Annotated in this window: 13 protein-coding genes and 1 pseudogene; 11 read left to right on the top strand and 3 right to left on the bottom strand. The window is 69.8% G+C overall.

The window, feature by feature from the left end; translation table 11 throughout:
* The first annotated feature begins 63 nt into the window (after positions 1–63).
* The 7 genes and pseudogenes from CRP49_RS03670 (at position 64) to CRP49_RS03640 (ending at position 9047) form a co-directional block, all read left to right on the top strand.
* Entirely contained in the window at positions 64–1776 is a 1713-nt protein-coding gene (locus CRP49_RS03670; protein ID WP_097252128.1) for an extracellular solute-binding protein, read from the top strand.
* A 27-nt stretch (positions 1777–1803) separates the two neighbouring features.
* Positions 1804–2838 carry a sugar ABC transporter permease gene (locus tag CRP49_RS03665; protein WP_097252127.1) on the top strand — a complete coding sequence of 345 codons (1035 nt, stop codon included), beginning with the start codon at positions 1804–1806 and terminating at the stop codon, positions 2836–2838.
* Positions 2835–3782 (top strand): carbohydrate ABC transporter permease, encoded by a 948-nt coding sequence (locus CRP49_RS03660; protein ID WP_097252126.1) that lies wholly within the window; start codon positions 2835–2837, stop codon positions 3780–3782. The genes CRP49_RS03665 and CRP49_RS03660 overlap by 4 nt, the downstream gene beginning before the upstream one ends.
* Positions 3783–3937: 155 nt before the next feature.
* Positions 3938–4138: pseudogene (locus CRP49_RS03655) on the top strand (hypothetical protein); the annotation flags it as partial.
* On the top strand, positions 4135–6105 hold the full coding sequence (locus CRP49_RS03650) for a beta-galactosidase (RefSeq protein WP_097252125.1): 1971 nt from the start codon (positions 4135–4137) through the stop codon (positions 6103–6105). The pseudogene CRP49_RS03655 and the gene CRP49_RS03650, both read left to right, overlap by 4 nt.
* Positions 6102–8297, top strand: coding sequence for a glycoside hydrolase N-terminal domain-containing protein (locus tag CRP49_RS03645; protein ID WP_097252124.1), 2196 nt, complete (start codon positions 6102–6104; stop codon positions 8295–8297). Before CRP49_RS03650 ends, CRP49_RS03645 begins: the two co-directional genes overlap by 4 nt.
* A 36-nt stretch (positions 8298–8333) precedes the next feature.
* Complete coding sequence (locus tag CRP49_RS03640; RefSeq protein ID WP_097252123.1) at positions 8334–9047, top strand: hypothetical protein; 714 nt, start codon at positions 8334–8336, stop codon at positions 9045–9047.
* Between the two features lie 55 nt (positions 9048–9102).
* Here CRP49_RS03640 and CRP49_RS03635 read toward each other — a convergent pair whose 3' ends face one another.
* Both CRP49_RS03635 and CRP49_RS03630 read right to left on the bottom strand, forming a co-directional pair.
* Entirely contained in the window at positions 9103–11145 is a 2043-nt protein-coding gene (locus CRP49_RS03635) for a TIM-barrel domain-containing protein (protein ID WP_097252122.1), read from the bottom strand.
* An 86-nt stretch (positions 11146–11231) separates the two neighbouring features.
* The gene (locus tag CRP49_RS03630; RefSeq protein ID WP_097252121.1) at positions 11232–12245 is read right to left on the bottom strand and encodes a LacI family DNA-binding transcriptional regulator; all 1014 of its coding nucleotides are present in this window, start codon (positions 12243–12245) and stop codon (positions 11232–11234) included.
* A 480-nt stretch (positions 12246–12725) separates the two neighbouring features.
* On the opposite strand from CRP49_RS03630, the gene CRP49_RS03625 reads away from it, so the two are divergent.
* On the top strand, positions 12726–14663 hold the full coding sequence (locus CRP49_RS03625; RefSeq protein ID WP_097257177.1) for an acyl-CoA dehydrogenase family protein: 1938 nt from the start codon (positions 12726–12728) through the stop codon (positions 14661–14663).
* Here the strand turns inward: CRP49_RS03625 and CRP49_RS03620 are convergent.
* Complete coding sequence (locus CRP49_RS03620; protein WP_097252120.1) at positions 14660–15118, bottom strand: lamin tail domain-containing protein; 459 nt, start codon at positions 15116–15118, stop codon at positions 14660–14662. The two genes, CRP49_RS03625 and CRP49_RS03620, sit on opposite strands and share 4 nt — an antisense overlap.
* A gap of 198 nt (positions 15119–15316) precedes the next feature.
* On the opposite strand from CRP49_RS03620, the gene dxr reads away from it, so the two are divergent.
* The 3 genes from dxr to ispG all read left to right on the top strand — a co-directional run bounded on the left by dxr (position 15317) and on the right by ispG (position 19216).
* The gene (gene dxr, locus CRP49_RS03615; protein ID WP_097252119.1) at positions 15317–16588 is read left to right on the top strand and encodes a 1-deoxy-D-xylulose-5-phosphate reductoisomerase; all 1272 of its coding nucleotides are present in this window, start codon (positions 15317–15319) and stop codon (positions 16586–16588) included.
* Entirely contained in the window at positions 16585–17889 is a 1305-nt protein-coding gene (locus CRP49_RS03610) for an RIP metalloprotease (protein WP_097252118.1), read from the top strand. Before dxr ends, CRP49_RS03610 begins: the two co-directional genes overlap by 4 nt.
* Before the next feature lie 169 nt (positions 17890–18058).
* A complete protein-coding gene (gene ispG, locus CRP49_RS03605) occupies positions 18059–19216 on the top strand; it encodes a flavodoxin-dependent (E)-4-hydroxy-3-methylbut-2-enyl-diphosphate synthase (protein ID WP_094221078.1) in 1158 nt (385 codons plus the stop codon).
* Positions 19217–19288 lie beyond the last annotated feature (72 nt).

The following is a 19288-nucleotide window of genomic DNA, read 5'->3' as shown; positions in this document are numbered from 1 at the left end:
TCGAGACACCGCAGCCGACGGCCCACCGCCGGGTGTCCTGGTGCGCCATGAAGGGTTGACGCAATGACGCCGAACGCCGCCTCCGCATCCTCCGCGCCCAGCCGGAGAAGCTCCCCCAGCCGGAGAAGCTTCCTCGCCTCCACGGCGGTCGCCACTGCAGCGGTGGCGGGTGGCGTGCCGCTACTCGCCGCCTGCGGCGGTTCGGACAGCGGCTCGCGCGGAGGCACCACCTCGGGCAAGGGCGCGAAGAAGCTGCTGCCGGCCTACGTCGCGAGCAACGTGGTGACGCCCGACATCCCCGCCAGGAACGGTTCGGCGATGGGCTTCACCCGCGGGCTCGCGATCGCCGACCTCAAGACCTCCGTCCCGAAGAAGCTCGGCAAGGGCGGCAAGGTCACCATCATGTCGCCGTTCTGGGGCTCGCCGCCGAAGCAGAACAACGCCTACTACACGTCGATGAACGACCTGATCGGCGTCGACGTCCAGTGGCAGAACCAGGACGGCAACACCTACGACCAGAAGCTCGGCGCGGTCCTCGCCTCCAGCGACATCCCGGACGTGGTGGTCATCCCGGGCTGGAACATGACCGCCAAGATACCCAGCGCCATCATCGGCAAGTTCGCCGACCTCGGTCCCTACCTGTCCGGCGACAAGGTCAAGGAGTACCCGAACCTCGGGGCGATCCCCAGCGACGCCTGGCAGCGGTCCATCTTCGGCGGCAAGCTGATGGGCCTGCCGATGCCCGCTTCGTACGTCCAGAACATCGTGCCCCTCTACCGCCAGGACATCTTCGACAAGCAGGGCTACGAAGTCCCGAAGTCCGCCGACGAGTTCACGGCCCTGTGCAAGGAAATCACCAACGCCAGGGGCAAGCGGTGGGCCTGCGGTGACATGAAGTGGACCGCGTTCAACACCTTCGGTGTGATCAGCGGCGGGGAGAAGTCGCTCAGCTGGACCGTGCTCGACGGCAAGATGACCCACCGCATGGAGACCCCGGAGTACCTCGAAGCGCTGGAGTGGACGCGCAAGCTGTTCGCCGCTGGGTACGTCCACCCCGACTTCGAGCTGGGCAAGAGCCAGGCCACCGACCCCAGCTCCAAGTTCGCCGCCGGCGAGTTCCTGATCTGGAACAACGACATCTCCAACTGGTATGGACAGCAGGCCATCCAGGCCGCCCAGAACCCGGACTTCAAGGTCTGGGGCATGGATCTCTGGGGCCACGACGGCAGCAACCCCGTCCTGTGGGCCGCGAACCCGGCCACCATCTTCGCCTTCGTCAACAAGAAGGCCTCCGAGTCCGTCATCCGCGACGTGCTGGCCGTCGCCAACGTCACCGCGGCGCCGTACGGCACCAAGGAATGGATGATGACCAACTACGGCGTCGAGGGCACCCACTACACGCTCAAGAACGGTGTCCCCGTCAAGAACGACAAGGGCAACAACGAGGTCGCCAACGCCTACGTCATGGTCGCGAGCCCCGCCGCGACCATCGCCCACCCCGACTTCCCGGACTACACCAAGGGCATGGTCGAGTGGCAGCAGCGAATGGGTTCCTTCACCAAGAAGTCGTCCTTCTGGGGCCTGCAGGTCGTCGAGCCCAACCGCTACACCAACCTCACCAATGACATGGAGCAGCTGGAGGACGACATCGTCCGCGGCCACAAGAAGATCAGTGACATGCAGCAGTTCATCTCCGACTGGAAGAGCAAGGGCGGCGACAAGCTGCGCGACTGGTACAAGAGGCTCCTCGACGACAACGGCTCGGCGGCGAGCTGATCCGGCACCGAGGCAAGGAGGTCCGCGGTGTCCCACAGCACGGTGCCTCGAAGCAGTGCCGAGGCCAGTACGCCGGTGAAGACCCCGGTGGCGTCCGGCGGCGCCACCGGATCCAGGAAGAAGAAGGAGCCCGGCAAGCTGAGCTTCCGGCTCAGGTTCCGCCGCGACCGCGGCCTGCTCCTGATGACGCTGCCGGCCGTCGTGCTGGTCCTGGTCTTCAACTACCTGCCCATCCTGGGCAATGTCGTCGCCTTCCAGGACTACGACCCCTACATCAGCGACAACGGCGTCGTCGCGATCCTGCACAGCCCCTGGGTGGGTCTGGACAACTTCCAGCAGATCTTCGCGGACTCGGCCTTCTGGAACGCCGTGCAGAACACCCTGGTGCTGTTCTTCATCCAGCTCGTGCTCTACTTCCCGATCCCGATCCTGCTCGCGCTGCTCATCAACAGCGTGGTCCGGCCCCGGGTCCGGGCGCTCTCCCAGGCGATCCTCTACCTGCCGCACTTCTTCTCCTGGGTGCTGGTCATCGCTGTCTTCCAGCAACTCTTCGGGGGCGCCGGGCTGTTGTCGCAGCTGCTCAGGCAACACGGCTTCGACGGCCTGGACATCATGACCGACCCGTCGACCTTCAAGTTCCTCGTCACCGCGCAGAGCGTGTGGAAGGACGCCGGGTGGGGGATCATCGTCTTCCTCGCCGCGCTCGCCTCCGTCCCGCCGGACCTGTACGAGGCCGCCGCGATGGACGGCGCCGGGCGCTGGCGGCGGATGTGGCACGTCACCCTGCCGGCACTGCGGCCGGTGATCGCCCTGCTGCTGGTGCTGCGCGTGGGTGACGCCTTGACGGTCGGCTTCGAGCAGATCCTCCTCCAACGCGACGCCGTCGGACCGGGAGCGGCGGAGGTCCTCGACACCTTCGTGTGGTGGAACGGCGTGCGCAACCAGGACTTCGGCTACGCGGCCGCCGCAGGTCTCATCAAGGGCGTAGTCAGCCTCGGACTGGTCCTCGCCGCGAACAAAGTGGCCCATCTCATGGGCGAGCAGGGGGTGTACAAGAAATGACCGCCGTCATCGACAAGCCCGTGCGCGAGGTCGCGGCCGAGCGGGGCCGGTGGGCCGCCCCGCCCCGGCCGGTGTGGGAGGAGGAGCCCGGCAAGGTCGGTCTGGCGAGCAAGGGGCTCGTCCTCACCCTCGCCTGCCTGGGGATCCTGTTCCCGCTGTGGATCGTCGTGGTCACCAGCCTGTCCTCCCGGAAGACCATCGACGAGGCCGGCGGGCTGGTGATGGTGCCCAAGGGCATCACCTTCATCGCGTACAAGGAACTGCTCAGCGGGGGGCAGGTCACCCGGGCCGCGGTCATCAGCGTGCTCATTACCCTGGTCGGCACGTTGTTCTCGATGACCGTGTCCGTGTTGTGTGCGTACGGCCTCTCCCGGACCGGCTCGCTGGGGCACCGGTGGATCCTGATGGTCCTGCTGGCGACCATGTTCTTCAGCGCCGGTCTCATCCCGACGTATCTGCTGGTGCAGTCCCTCGGACTGATGGACAGTTACCTCGCGCTGATCCTGCCGAGTGCGATCAGCGTGTTCAACATCCTTGTGCTACGCGGCTTCTTCATGGGGATATCGCAGGAACTCATCGACAGTGCACGGATCGACGGAGCCGGGGACTTCCGGATTCTGCGGCAGATCGTGATGCCGTTGTCGCGGGCGGTGCTGGCGGTTATCACCCTGTTCTACGCCGTGGGGTATTGGAGCGCCTGGTTCAACGCGTCCCTGTATTTGAACAACCAGGACATGATGCCGCTGCAGAACGTGATGATCCAGCTGGTGCAGAAGCAGCAGGCGCCGGTGGGGTTGGGGCAGGCGATCCGGACTGGGCAGTTGTCGGGGTTGGCTGTGCAGATGGCGGTCATGGTCCTGGCGCTGCTGCCGGTTGCCGTGCTGTCGCCGTTCGTCCAGCGGCATTTCAAGAAGGGAATGCTGACGGGGGCGATCAAGGGGTGAGGGGCGTGCATACAGAGCTGCGGGTAGTTGTGCAGGCGGGTTTCCTCACGCCCCCGCCAGTGCTGGGCGCCCCAGCGGCTGGTGTAGGCAGGGTCGACGGCGATGAGGTCGATGCCAAGTCAAACCGCAGTAAACCGGCAGCGGATCCGAACCTTGCGATCTACCAGGCCGGCACCACGGACCCCATGACCGCCGTCCACCGTTCCGACGACGAGGCGAAGAGCTGGGTGCGCATCAACGACGACGCCCACCAGTGGGGGTACATCGGCGACGCCATCACCGGTGATCCGCGCGTCTACGGCCGTGTCTACCTCGCCACCGACGGACGGGGCATCCAGTACGGGGAGCCCGCATGAAGCCGACCCTCGCCGACGCCACCCGCGGGCGCATCCTCTTCGGCGGCGACTACAACCCGGAGCAGTGGCCCGAGGAGACCTGGCACGAGGACGTCCGGCTGATGCGGGACGCCGGCGTCAACTCCGTGACCCTCGGCGTCTTCTCCTGGGCGAAGCTCGAACCCGAGCCGGGACGGAGGGAGTTCGGCTGGCTGGACCGGCTGATGGATCTGATGCACGAGAACGGCATCGGCGTCGTCCTCGCCACCCCGACCTCCTCCCCGCCGCCCTGGCTGGGCCGGCTGCACCCGGACACCCTGCCCCGGGACGCCGACGGGCGGATCGAGTGGTGGGGCGGGCGCCAGCACTTCTCGCACTCCAGCGCCACCTACCGCCGTTACGCCGCCGCCATCACCGAGGACCTGGCCGCCCGCTACGCCGCCCATCCGGCCCTCACGATGTGGCACATCAACAACGAGTACTGCACCTTCGACCACGGCGACGAGGCGGCCGCCGCCTTCCGCCGCTGGTTGCGGGAGCGGTACGGCACCCTCGACGCCCTCAACTCCGCCTGGGGCACGGCCTTCTGGAGCCAGGGCTACGACACCTGGGACGGCATCCTGCCGCCGCGACGCGTGCACTACCTGCACAACCCGGCCCAGGTGCTGGACTTCCGCCGCTTCACGTCCGACATGCTGCTGGAGTGCTGCACCGCCGAGCGGGACATCGTCCGAAGGCACACCCCGCACCTCCCGGTGACCAGCAACTTCATGCCGCTGTGGTTCGGGCAGGACGCCTGGCGCTGGGCGGAGGAGGAGGACGTCGTTTCCGTCGACCTCTATCCCGATCCGCGTGACCCGCTGGGCGCCCAGCGCGGGGCCCTGGTGCAGGACCTCACCCGCTCGCAGGCGCGCGGCCCCTGGATGCTCATGGAGCAGGCGGCCGGACCCGTCAACTGGCGTGGTGTGAACCACCCCAAGCCGCGCGGTCTCAACCGGCTCTGGTCCTTCCAGGCCGTCGCCCGGGGCGCCGACGCCGTCTGCTACTTCCAGTGGCGCCAGTCCCGGCAGGGCGCCGAGAAGTTCCACTCCGGCATGGTCAGCCACGCAGGAGAGCAGGGTCGGACGTATCAGGAGGTCAGGCAGCTCGGCAACGAACTCGCCCGGATCGGACCCCAGGTGGCGGGGCAGCACAGCGGCGCCGAGATCGCGATCCTGCACGACTGGCACTCCTGGTGGGCCGGTGCCCACGAGGGCCGGCTGTCCACCGAGGTCGACCTGCCGGACGTGCTGCACGCCTGGCACCGGGCCCTGTGGGAGTCCCACCTCGGCACCGACTTCGCCCATCCGGAGCACGACCTGTCCCCCTACCGGGTCGTCGTGATCCCCCAGCTCTACCTCCTCACCGACACCGCCATCGCCAACCTCCTCCAATACGTCCGCGACGGCGGCACCCTGGTCTCCGGCTTCCTCACCGGCATCGCCGACGAGGACGACCGGGTCAGGCCCGGCGGGATGGACGCCCGGCTGCGCGAGCTGTTCGGCATCCGCACGTTGCACGAGTGGTGGCCGCTGGAGCCGGGGGAGACCGTGGAGTGCGACGGCTTCCGCGGCACCCTGTGGTCGGAGGAGATCGAGCCGGAGCCCGGCGCCGCCGAGACGGTGCCGTACAAGGGCGGCGAGCTGGACGGACTGCCCGCCGTGCTGCGCAGGGGCCGCGCCTGGTACGTCTCCACGCTCCCCGAACCGGACGCGCTGCGCGCACTGCTCGCCCGGATCGCCGCCGAGGCGGGCGTGCGCCCGGTGCTCGACGGGCTCCCGGCGGCCGTCGAGGCGGTGCGCCGGGGCGAGCTGCTGTTCCTGCTCAACCACGGGCGTGAGCCGGTCGCCGTCGAGGTCCCGGGCACCCACCACGAGCTGCTCGGCGATACGACCGTCACCGGCGAGGTCACCCTCGGCCGCTACGGCGTGGCGGTGCTGCGGTCATGAGCCACGCACCCGTCCACGGCAGCTGGGAGCCGGCCCCGGCCGCACGCTGGGAGGACGCCTTCCTGAGCGGCAACGGCCACCACGGCGCCCTTGTGTTCGGTGATCCGAACGATGACCGGGTCATCGTCACCCAGCACACCCTGGTCCGCCCCAACGGCAGCGAACACGCCCGGCCGCCCCGCCTCGCCGCTGAACTCCCCGCGCTCCAGGACCGGTTGCTCGCTGGAGACCGCCTGGCTGCCGAGAGTTTCACCGACGGGCGTCCGCTCCAGTGGGTGCAGCCGTTCCACCCGGCCTTCCAGATACGGCTGAGCAGGCCGGCCGACAGCGTGCGCGGCGGCTACCGCCGGGCCGTCGACTTCACCACCGGCGAGGCCACGGCCGCCTGTGCCGACTGGAACAGCCGCCTGTTCGTCTCCCGCGCGGACGACGTGATCGTGCAGGAGGTCACGGCGGCCGACCTGGTCGTCTCGCTGGACCACCGGCTCCCGGGCGCCCCGGCCGGCCTGGGCGTCGGCCACGGCGCGCTCCTCACCCCCGAGGGCGCCTTGCTGAGCCTGCGCGCCCGCTACCCCGACAGCGACCGCGCCTACACCGGCGTGACCCTGGTCGCGGCCTTCGGCGGCACCACCGAACTGGTCCCGCCGGGCGTCCGCGTCACCGGCGCCCGCTCGGTGCTGCTGCTGACCCGGGTGCGCCGGCACACCGGCGACCTGGACGTGGTGGCCGAGGGCCGGGAGCTGCGCGATCTCCTCGGGAGCGGCGAGGGGTCGTACGAGGATCTCCTCGGCCGCCACCTGGACCGCCACCGCACCGCCTACCGGCGGGTCACCCTCGACCTCGGCGCCGACCCGGCCGACCGCGCCCTGCCCGGCTCGGAGCTGCTCAAGCGCCCGCACACCACCGCCCTGCTGGAACGGCTCTTCGCCGCCGGCCGCTACCACCTGCTCTCCAGCAGCGGCCTGCTCCCGCCCCGCCTGACCGGCCTGTGGACCGGCGACTGGAACACGGCCTGGTCCGGGGCGTTCACCACGAACGCCAACCTCAACCTGCAGACCGCCTCGGCTGCTGCCGCCGCCCTGCCCGAAGTGACGGACGCGCACGCCAACTTGATCCACCGCCGGCTCGCGGACTGGCGGGAGAACGCGCGCGCCGTCTTCGGTGCCCGTGGCGTGGTCGCCCCCACGCACACCGACGGCGAGTCCGGGTACACGTACCACTTCGACCGCGAGTACCCCCACCAGCTGTGGACGGCCGGCGCCGACTGGCTGCTCAAACCGCTGGTCGACCACGACGAGACCCGGGGCGCACAGGATCCGCGCACGGCCGCCGTGCTCGCCGAGATCGCCGCCTTCTACGAGGACTTCCTCACCCGCACCGACGCCGACGGCCACCTCGTCGTCGTCCCGTCCTACTCACCCGAGAACCGTCCCGCGAACGCGAGCTGGGGCACGCTCAACGCGGCCATGGACCTCTCCGCCGCCCGGCACGCCCTGCTGACCGCTGCCCGCTATCACCCCGAACAGGCAGGGAAATGGCGCGAGTTGGCCGACCGTCTGCCCCCGCACCGGATCAATGCCGACGGCGCCCTCGCCGAGTGGGCCTGGCCCGGCCTGGACGACACCTACGACCACCGGCACCTGAGCCATCTCTACGGCGTCTGGCCTCTTGACGAGATCAGCCCCTACGACACCCCGGACCTGGCCGCCGCCGCCCATCGCGCCCTCGCACTGCGCGGCGCGGAGAACCACTCGGCCCACGGCCATCTCCACCACGCCCTGATCGCGGCCCGGCTCAGGGAGCCCGACCGGGTCGCGCACGCCCTGCGCCAGGTCCTGCGGGGCGACTTCTTCCACGCCTCCCTGATGAGCGCCCACTACCCGAACCGGGACGTCTACAACGCCGACGCCGCGCACACCCTCCCCGCCGTGCTGATCGAGATGCTCGTGCAGTCCACCCCGGACCGGCTCGTCCTGCTGCCGGCCGTCCCGGGCGCCTGTCCGCGGGGCGAACTGAGGGGCGTACGCACCCGGTTCGGCGCGGAGATCGACCTCAGCTGGTCCCCCGACAGTGCCCGAGCCGTCATCAAGCCCGGCCGCACCCACCGCATCGAACTGCGGACCTCCTCCGGCGCGGAGCCGCTCGACCTCGTCGCCGGAGAAGACCGCGTCCTCACCCTGGGGGCGCGGTAACCCGGAGAACTCCCCCCACCCATGGAAGGGACACCCATGGCAACAAGCACGCTGAGCAGGGTCGCCAAGGCCCTGATCGCCCCCGCCCTGGCCCTCGGCGCCACCGTCGGCCTCGCCTCGGCACCCGCCTCCGCCGCCGTCTGGAACTCCTGCGACCAGTGGGGCAACACCACGCTGAACGGCTACACCCTCTACAACAACATCTGGGGCTCCGGCGCCGGCAGCCAGTGCGTCTGGGCCAACTCCGGCACCAACTGGGGCGTCTGGGCCGACCACCCGAACACCGGCGGCATCAAGTCCTACCCCAACGCCAAGAAGGTGATCAACAAGTCGATCACCTCCCTCTCCTCGCTCACCAGCAGCTACAACGTCACCGTGCCGTCGTCCGGCGCGTACAACACGTCGTACGACATCTGGGACACCGGCTACAAGTACGAGGTCATGCTCTGGGTCAACAAGACCGGAGCCGTCGGCCCGCTCGGCACCTCACAGGGCTCCCTCACCCTCGGCGGCTCCACCTGGACCGTCTACAAGGGCAACAACGGCTCCAACGACGTCTTCTCCTTCGTCCGCAGCTCCAACTCCGGCTCCGGCACGGTGAACATCCTGCCGATCCTGAAGTGGATCAAGGACACCAAGGGGTGGTTCGGCGACGTGACCATCGGTGACCTCCAGTTCGGCTACGAGATCACCTCGTCGTCCGGCGGGATGGACTTCGTCACCAACAGCTACGGCGTCAGCAGCAGCTGAGCAGCGCGGAAGCGAAAGGGGCCGGTCCCGCCCGGGACCGGCCCCTCTTCCGTGCTCAGCCGGCGATCGGCAGCTCCGCGCCGTCCCGCAGGAACAGCGGGATGCGGTCCAGCGGGGCGTCCACCGTCACCGCCGTACCGCCCTCGTACGTCTCACCCGTCCAGGCGTCCGTCCAGCGCGCGCCCGCCGGAAGGTACGTCGTCCGGGCCGTGGCCCCCGCCGTCAGCACCGGGGCGACCAGCAGGTCGCGGCCGAAGAGGTAGGCGTCGTCGACGGACCAGGCCGCCTGGTCGTCGGGGAACTCCAGGAACAACGGCCGCAGCACGGGCTGTCCTTCCTCGTGCGCCTCCCGCATCACCTGGAGCACATACGGCTTCAGGCGCTCGCGCAGCCGCAGGTACTTCTCCAGGATCGCGCCGGCCTCCTCGCCGTACGACCACACCTCGTTCGGGCCGCCGGTCATGTCCGGGCCCAGCGGCATGCCAGGGTCACGGAAGCCGTGCAGGCGCATCAGCGGGGACAGTGCGCCGAACTGGAACCAGCGGACCATGACCTCGCGGTACGCCGGGTCGTCCGGGTCGCCGCCGTGGAAGCCGCCGATGTCGGTGTTCCACCAGGGGATGCCGGAGAGCGCGGTGTTGAGGCCGGCCGCGATCTGGCGGCGCAGGGTCGCGAAGTCGGTGCCGATGTCACCGGACCACAGGGCGGCGCCGTAGCGCTGACTGCCCGCCCACGCCGAGCGGTTGAGGGAGACCACCTCCGACTCGCCCGCCGCCAGCAGGCCCTCGTAGAAGGTGCGGGCGTTCTCGCGCGGGTAGAGGTTGCCGACCTCCAGGCCCGGGCCCGCCCAGTAGCGCAGGTTCTCCGGGAAGCCCGGCTTCAGCTCCGGCTCGCAGGCGTCCAGCCAGAAGGACGTGATGCCGTACGGGGCGAGGTAGTTGTCGCGGACGCGGGACCACACGAACTCCCGTGCCTCGGGGTTCGTGGCGTCGTAGAAGGCCACTTGGACGGTGGAGTCGACGCCCTTGTCCGGCCAGTCGGCGTGCGCCATCGGGGCGTACTGGGTGCCGATGAAGTAGCCGCGCTGTTCCATCAGCGGGTGGTTCTCGGACAGCGGCGAGACCGAGGGCCAGACGCTGACCACCAGCTTGATGCCCAGCTCGTCCAGCTCGCGGACCATCGCGGCCGGGTCGGGCCACTCCTTCGGGTCGAACCTCCACTCGCCCAGGTGGGTCCAGTGGAAGAAGTCGCAGACGATCGCGGAGATCGGCAGGCCCCGGCGCTTGTACTCCCGTGCCACGGCGAGGAGTTCGTCCTGGGTGCGGTAGCGCAGCTTGCACTGCCAGAAGCCCGCCGCCCACTCGGGGAGCATAGGCGAACGCCCGGTCACCGCGCTGTAGGCGCGCTGGCCGTCGGCCGGGGTGCCCGCGGTGATCCAGTAGTCGAGCTGCCGCGCCGAGTCGGCCACCCAGCGGGTGCCGTTGGCCGCCAGCTCCACCCGGCCGATCGCCGGGTTGTTCCACAGCAGGGTGTAGCCCCGGCTGGAGACCAGCACCGGGACGCTCACCTCCGTGTTGCGCTGCACCAGGTCCAGCACGAGGCCCTTCTGGTCGAGGCGGCCGTGCTGGTGCTGGCCGAGGCCGTACAGCTTCTCGCCCTCGTAGGCGGAAAAGCGCTGTTCCAGGCGGTGGTGGCCGTTGCCGACCGCCGTGTACAGGCGGGAGCCGGGCCACCAGAAGTGGGCGCGCTCCTCGGCGAGCAGTTCCGAGCGGTCGTCGGTGCGCAGGAAGCGGACCAGCCCCTCGGCGGTCACCTCGACGGTCAGCGCCCCGACCGTCAACTGGCCGTGCTCTTCGGCGATCTTGACGGTGCTCGCGGTGGCCGGCGGCGCGTCCAGGAGTGCGCCCGGCAGATCCTCCAGCACCGGTCCGCCGAGGCGGGCGCGCACCCGGACCGCGTCCGGACCCCACGACTCGATCCGCACGGTCTCCTGGCGGCCGCTCCACTCCAGCGCGCCGTCCCGCTCACGGAAGGTGCCGACGGTGGGGGAGGACTGGGCGAGGCTGACCTCGGGCTGAATTCCGGCAGGCTGATTCACGGGCATGCTCCTGAAGTAAGGAGTGCAGACAGGGACAGCAGGCAGAGGTGTGCCCCGCAGCCGCGAGGCAGTGAGAAGGGGGTACGTCAGGACGCGGCGGGCGCCGGTCCCGAACTCGCCCGTACCGTCAGCTCGGGCGCGATCAGCACGACCTCGTCGCTGCCCCGCCCGTCCAGCTTGGCCACCAGGTGCTGCACGGCGTGCCGGCCCATCTCCTGCGCGGGGATGGCGACCGAGGTCAGCCGCACCGAGGCCTGCACCGCGACCTGGTCCGGGCAGATCGCGACCACCGACACGTCCTCGGGCACGGCCCGGCCCTGCTGGCGCAGCAGCGCGAGCAGCGGCTCCACCGCGGACTCGTTCTGCACGACGAACCCGGTGGTGCCCGGGCGCTCGTCGAGGATCCGGGCCAGGGTCACCGCCATCGCGTCGTAGCCGCCCTCGCACGGGCGGTGCAGCACCCGCACGCCCGTCTCGCGGGCGCGGGAGCGGAGCCCGTCGAGGGTGCGCTCGGCGAAGCCGGTGTGCCGCTCGTAGACGGCCGGGGCCTCGCCGATGACAGCGATGTCCCGGTGTCCGAGCCCCGCCAGATGCTCCACGCACAGCGCACCCGTCGCACTCCAGTCCAGATCCACGCAGGTCAGACCGGTGGTGTCGGCGGGCAGGCCGATCAGCACCGAGGGCTGGTCGGTCCCGCGCAGCAGCGGCAGCCGCTCGTCCTCCAGCTCGACGTCCATCAGGATCATCGCGTCGGCAAGGCCGCTGCCGGTGACCCGGCGTACCGCGTCGGGGCCCTCCTCGCCGGTGAGCAGCAGGACGTCGTACCCGTGCATGCGTGCCGTGGTGGCCACCGCGATGGCGATCTCCATCATCACCGGCACGTACATGTCGGTGCGCAGCGGGATCATCAGCGCGATGATGTTCGACCGGTTGCTCGCCAGGGCGCGCGCGCCCGCGTTCGGGTGGTAGCCGAGGTCCCGGATGCTCTGCTCGACCCGCTGCCGGGTGGTGGCGGAGATGGACCGCTTGCCGCTGAGGACATAGCTCACCGTGCTCGCCGAGACTCCGGCGTGCTGGGCGACCTCGGCGAGGGTGACCATCCAGCTCTCCAAGATTGTGAAGCGCTTCGACACTGCGCAGGGGCTGACAAGGGTGAGTGAGGGTGTATTGACAGTAGCTTCAGTGGGGGTGGGTGTCCATAGGCTGTCGAAGCGCTTCGACAGCAATTCCGGAGCCGGGGGTTCGGCAGCCATTCGGCGGGCCGGCGACCACAGGGAGGCGGCAGGCGAACCGTCCCCCGGAAGGACCCCCCGACGCAACACCGCAGACCGCGCCTGTCGAAGAAGGCGAAGACGCTCCTGTCGGCCCACCGACGAGGTCATCAGGGCGACATCTTCAAGGGCTCCGGGCGGCTGGACACGAAGTCGTACTCGGTCGACATCGGCTGAACCCGTCCGGTGCCGTCCACCGAACGGCGCGCGAGGACTGGTGGGGGCGGCCGGATTCGGGTACGAACGATCCAGTAGCACTGGTCGGTAAGGATCGGTCCTCAACATCCCTATTGCGGCGAGGTGAGCCTCATGTCCGCCCCCACCACCCAACGCACCAACGTCACCGAGCGCGAGGCCCGGCAGGTGGCGGAGGCCGCCCGCGAGCAGGACTGGCGCAAGCCCAGTTTCGCCAAGGAACTGTTCCTCGGGCGCTTCCGGCTCGACCTCATCCATCCCCATCCGCTCCCGGAGGCCGAGAGCGTGCGCCGCGGCGAGGAGTTCCTCGCCAAGCTGCGCGTCTTCTGCGAGACGACGATCGACTCGGCCCGGATCGAGCGCGAGGCCCGCATCCCCGACGAGGTCGTCGCCGGCCTGAAGGAACTCGGCGCGCTCGGCATGAAGATCGACCCCAAGTACGGCGGTCTCGGCCTCACCCAGCTGTACTACAACAAGGCCCTCGCCCTGGTCGGCTCCGCCAGCCCCGCGGTCGGGGCCCTGCTCTCCGCCCACCAGTCGATCGGCGTACCCCAGCCGCTGAAGCTCTTCGGCACCCAGGAGCAGAAGGACGCCTTCCTGCCCCGCTGCGCCCGCACCGACATCTCCGCCTTCCTGCTCACCGAGCCGGACGTCGGCTCCGACCCGGCCCGCCTCGCCACCACGGCCGTACCCGACGGCGACGACTACGTCCTCGACGGGGTGAAGCTGTGGACCACCAACGGGGTGGTCGCCGACCTGCTCGTCGTCATGGCGCGCGTGCCGAAGTCCGACGGGCACAAGGGCGGCATCACCGCCTTCGTGGTGGAGGCGACCGCCGAGGGCATCACCGTGGAGAACCGCAACGCCTTCATGGGCCTGCGCGGCATCGAGAACGGCGTCACCCGCTTCCACCAGGTCCGGGTCCCGGCCGCCAACCGCATCGGCCCCGAGGGCGCGGGGCTGAAGATCGCGCTCACCACCCTCAACACCGGCCGGCTGTCGCTGCCCGCGATGTGCGCCGGCGCCGGCAAGTGGTGCCTGAAGATCGCCCGTGAGTGGGCCGCCGAGCGGGAGCAGTGGGGCAAGCCGGTCGCGCTGCACGAGGCCGTCGGCTCCAAGATCAGCTTCATCGCGGCCACGACCTTCGCCCTGGAGGCCGTCCTCGACCTGTCCTCGCAGATGGCCGACGAGGACCGCAACGACATCCGCATCGAGGCCGCCCTCGCCAAGCTCTACGGCTCCGAGATGGCCTGGCTGATGGCCGACGAACTGGTCCAGATCCGCGGCGGTCGCGGCTACGAGACGGCCGAGTCCCTGAAGGCGCGCGGCGAGCGGTCCGTCCCGGCCGAGCAGATCCTGCGCGACCTGCGCATCAACCGCATCTTCGAGGGCTCGACGGAGATCATGCACCTGCTGATCGCCCGCGAGGCCGTCGACGCCCACCTCTCGGTCGCCGGCGACCTCATCGACCCCGACAAGTCCCTGTCGGACAAGGCGAGGGCGGGCGCGAACGCGGGCGTCTTCTACGCCAAGTGGCTGCCGAAGCTGGTCGCCGGACCCGGCCAACTGCCCTCCTCGTACCACGCGTTCAAGCGGGAGACCGACCTCTCCGGCCATCTGCGCTACGTCGAGCGGCACGCCCGCAAGCTGGCCCGCTCCACCTTCTACGCCATGTCCCGCTGGCAGGGCCGGATGGAGACCAAGCAGGGCTTCCTCGGCCGGATCGTGGACATCGGCGCCGAGCTGTTCGCGATGAGCGCGGCCTGTGTGCGCGCCGAGCGGCTGCGCGGCGAGGGCGAGCACGGCCGCGAGGCCTACCAGCTCGCCGACGCCTTCTGCCGCCAGTCCCGGCTCCGGGTCGAGGAACTCTTCAACCGCCTGTGGGCCAACACCGACGACCTCGACCGCAAGGTGGTCAAGGGAGTGCTCGGCGGGGCCTACGAGTGGCTGGAGGAAGGCATCGTCGACCCCTCGGGCGAGGGCCCGTGGATCGCCGACGCGACCCCGGGCCCGAGCGAGCGTGAGAACGCCCGCCGCCCGTTCGGGGGCTAGCAGTACTTGTCGCTCGGATCCCGCGTCGTCCAGGAGCAGGAGTCGACCTTGGTGCCGCTCGCCTTGGTCAGCGTGGCCGTGTCCTTGTCGTTGTTCCAGACGTAGGCACGGCGGCCCTGGTACTTGGTCGACGCGGTGTCCGAGCCGCTGCCGGTACGGATCTTCATGTACTTCCCGGCGCCGATCTTGACGTCCGGGAAGACGTACTTGTGGTTCGAGGCGTCCTTCAGGACCCAGCCCTTGAGCGAGACGGCCGAGCTGCCGCCGTTCTTGATCTGGACCCACTCGGCGTTGAGGCTCTTGTTGGAGCGGTCGTCCGGGCCCGGGCTGTCGAACCAGACGTGGTGGATGTGCACGCCACCGGCCGCCTGGGCCGGGGTGCTGAGCAGGGTTCCGGTGAGCAGGGCCGCGCCCGCGAGGGCGGGCAGGGCGGCGCGTATACGCACAGTACGCATGGAGAGATCCCCCCAGGATGTCGTCCGCGAAGTCGTACCCGGGCCGGTCGTCCACCGGCCCGACTGAAGTGTTATCACATGATCTTCACTCGGACTTCACAAGCGGAAAAACGCTCCATCGGGCGACGAAAGCTGTTAACGCACCCGCCCGAGGGATGCCCTGTCCGCCTGCCCACGGCTTGCGGCCACAATGGGGGGATGACCGACAGTCCCGCCAGTCCGGCGCCCCTCGCCGATCCGCACCTCGTCTACGACCCCCTCGCGGCCGACGGCCCGAAGGACGTGGTGATCCTCGGCTCCACCGGGTCCATCGGAACCCAGGCCATCGACCTCGTGCTGCGCAACCCCGACCGCTTCCGGGTCACCGCCCTCTCCGCGAACGGCGCCCGCACGGCCCTGCTCGCCGAGCAGGCGCACCGCCTGCGGGTGCGCACCGTGGCGGTCGCCCGCGAGGACGCCGTACCGGCACTGCGCGAGGCGCTGACCGAGCGGTACGGCGCCGGGGAGCCGCTCCCCGAGATCCTCGCCGGACCGGACGCGGCCACCCAGGTCGCCGCCTCCGACTGCCACACGGTGCTCAACGGCATCACCGGGTCCATCGGCCTCGCGCCCACCCTCGCCGCCCTGGAGGCGGGCCGCACCCTCGCGCTCGCCAACAAGGAGTCGCTGATCGTCGGCGGCCCGCTGGTCAAGGCGCTCGCCAAGCCCGGGCAGATCATCCCGGTCGACTCCGAGCACGCCGCGCTCTTCCAGGCGCTCGCCGCCGGCACCCGCGCCGACGTGCGCAAGCTGGTCGTCACCGCCTCCGGCGGCCCCTTCCGCGGCCGCAGCAAGGCCGAGCTGGCGCACGTCACCGTCGAGGACGCCCTCGCGCACCCCACCTGGGCGATGGGCCCGGTGATCACGATCAACTCGGCGACCCTCGTCAACAAGGGCCTGGAAGTCATCGAGGCGCACCTGCTCTACGACATTCCCTTCGACCGCATTGAGGTCGTCGTGCATCCCCAGTCGTATGTTCACTCGATGGTCGAGTTCACCGACGGATCCACGATCGCCCAGGCGACGCCCCCCGACATGCGCGGGCCGATCGCCATCGGTCTGGGCTGGCCCGAACGCGTTCCCGACGCGGCGCCCGCCTTCGACTGGAGCAAGGCCTCCACCTGGGAGTTCTTCCCGCTGGACAACGAGGCCTTCCCCTCGGTGAACCTCGCCCGGCACGTGGGGCAGCTCGCGGGCACCGCCCCGGCGGTGTTCAATGCGGCCAACGAGGAGTGCGTCGAGGCCTTCCGCACCGGCGCACTGCCCTTCAACGGCATCATGGAGACCGTCACCCGGGTGGTCGAGGAGCACGGCACCCCGGTCACGGGAACTTCACTCACCGTGTCGGACGTCCTCGAAGCGGAGACCTGGGCACGGGCCCGGGCCCGCGAACTGACAGACCGGACGGCAACCGCGGAGGCGCGTGCATGACGACCTTGATGTTCATCCTCGGCATAGTGGTCTTCGCGGTCGGCCTGCTCGTCTCGATCGCCTGGCACGAGCTGGGGCACCTGTCCACGGCCAAGCTCTTCGGCATCCGCGTCCCGCAGTACATGGTCGGCTTCGGCCCGACCGTCTGGTCGCGGCACAAGGGCGAGACCGAGTACGGCATCAAGGCGATCCCGCTCGGCGGCTACATCCGGATGATCGGCATGTTCCCGCCCGACGACGCCGGCCGGATCTCCGCCCGCTCCACCTCCCCGTGGCGCGGCATGATCGAGGACGCCCGCTCGGCGGCCTTCGAGGAGCTCAAGCCGGGTGACGAGACGCGCATGTTCTACACGCGCAAGCCGTGGAAGCGGGTCATCGTCATGTTCGCGGGCCCGTTCATGAACCTGGTGCTCGCGATCGGCCTGTTCCTCACCGTGCTGATGGGCTTCGGCATCCAGCAGCAGACCACCACGGTCGCCTCGGTCTCGCCCTGCGTCATCGCGCAGAGCGAGCATCGCGACAGCTGCAAGAAGTCCGACGCCCCGTCCCCGGCCCAGGCCGCCGGCATGAAGAACGGCGACAAGATCGTCTCCTTCGACGGCACGCCGACCAAGGACTGGAACACGCTGTCCGACCTCATCCGGGACAGCGCGGGCAAGACCGTGCCGATCGTCGTCGAGCGGGGGGGCCAGGAGCTGACCCTGCACGCGAAGATCGCCACCAACCAGGTCGCCAAGAAGGACTCCAGTGGCACCTACGTCCAGGGCAAGTACGTGGAGGCCGGCTTCCTCGGCTTCAGCGCCGCCACCGGCGTCGTCCAGCAGAACTTCGGCGACTCCGTGACCTGGATGACCGACCGGGTCGGCGACGCCGTCGACTCGCTGGTCGCCCTGCCCGGCAAGATCCCGGCCCTGTGGGACGCGGCCTTCGGCAACGGCCCGCGCGAGCCGGACTCCCCGATGGGCATCGTCGGCGCGGCCCGGATCACCGGTGACATCGCCACCCTGGACATCCCGGCCTCGCAGCAGGTCGCCATGTTCGTGTTCGTGCTCGCCGGCTTCAACCTCTCCCTGTTCCTGTTCAACATGCTTCCGCTGCTCCCGCTCGACGGCGGGCACATCGCGGGCGCCCTGTGGGAGTCCCTGCGGCGGAACGTGGCCCGGGTGCTGCGCCGGCCGGACCCTGGTCCGTTCGACGTGGCCAAGCTGATGCCGGTGGCCTACGTGGTGGCCGGGATCTTCGTCTGCTTCACCGTCCTGGTGCTGATCGCGGACGTGGTTAACCCGGTGAAAATCTCCTAGCCATCCGACGTTCCAGGCGGCCCGGAACCCCGCGTTCCGGGCCGCCTTCCATTGAGTGGGTTTACCGGGTGGGATGTGCTGGCGCCGGGGCCGGTGCCGTAATCTCGAAGCCTGGAGCCCGCCGTCCACGGGACCGGACCTTGATCCACGACTTGGGGTTGCACAGCAGATGACTGCGATTTCTCTCGGCATGCCGTCCGTTCCGACCAAGCTCGCCGAGCGCCGGAAGAGCCGGCAGATCCAGGTCGGATCCGTGGCGGTCGGCGGAGACGCGCCCGTCTCGGTCCAGTCGATGACCACGACCCGTACGTCCGACATCGGCGCCACCCTCCAGCAGATCGCCGAGCTGACCGCGTCCGGCTGCCAGATCGTCCGCGTCGCCTGCCCCACCCAGGACGACGCCGACGCCCTCGCGACCATCGCCCGCAAGTCGCAGATCCCGGTCATCGCCGACATCCACTTCCAGCCGAAGTACGTCTTCGCCGCCATCGAGGCCGGCTGCGCCGCCGTCCGCGTCAACCCCGGCAACATCAAGCAGTTCGACGACAAGGTCAGGGAGATCGCCAAGGCCGCCAAGGAGCACGGCACGCCGATCCGCATCGGCGTCAACGCCGGCTCCCTCGACCGCCGCCTGCTCCAGAAGTACGGCAAGGCGACCCCCGAGGCCCTGGTCGAGAGCGCCCTGTGGGAGGCCTCCCTCTTCGAGGAGCACGACTTCCGCGACATCAAGATCTCGGTCAAGCACAACGACCCGGTCGTGATGATCGAGGCCTACCGCCAGCTCGCCGAGCAGTGCGACTACCCGCTGCACCTCGGCGTGACCGAGGCGGGCCCGGCGTTCCAGGGCACCATCAAGTCGGCCGTCGCCTTCGGCGCCCTGCTCTCCCAGGGCATCGGCGACACCATCCGCGTCTCCCTCTCCGCGCCCCCCGTCGAGGAGGTCAAGGTCGGCATCCAGATCCTGGAGTCGCTGAACCTGCGCCAGCGCGGCCTGGAGATCGTCTCCTGCCCGTCCTGCGGCCGCGCCCAGGTCGACGTCTACAAGCTCGCCGAAGAGGTCACCGCCGGCCTGACCGGCATGGAGGTCCCCCTCCGCGTCGCCGTCATGGGCTGCGTCGTCAACGGCCCCGGCGAGGCCCGCGAGGCCGACCTCGGCGTCGCCTCCGGCAACGGCAAGGGCCAGATCTTCGTCAAGGGCGAGGTCATCAAGACCGTCCCCGAGTCCAAGATCGTGGAAACCCTCATCGAGGAGGCCATGAAGCTGGCCGAGCAGATGGAGGCCGAGGGCATCGCCTCCGGCGAGCCGTCGGTCTCGGTCGCGGGCTGAACCCAGCAGGATCCCGGCGCCGCTCCCACGGGGGCGGCGCCTCCTGGTTTCGCCAGGTACAGTCTGGAGATC

It is taken from the genome of Streptomyces sp. Ag109_G2-15 (assembly GCF_900215565.1).
Classification (GTDB): Bacteria; Actinomycetota; Actinomycetes; order Streptomycetales; family Streptomycetaceae; genus Streptomyces; species Streptomyces diastatochromogenes.
The sequence above is the reverse complement of the archived record's forward strand: the minus strand, read 5'-3'. Positions and strand labels throughout refer to the sequence as shown.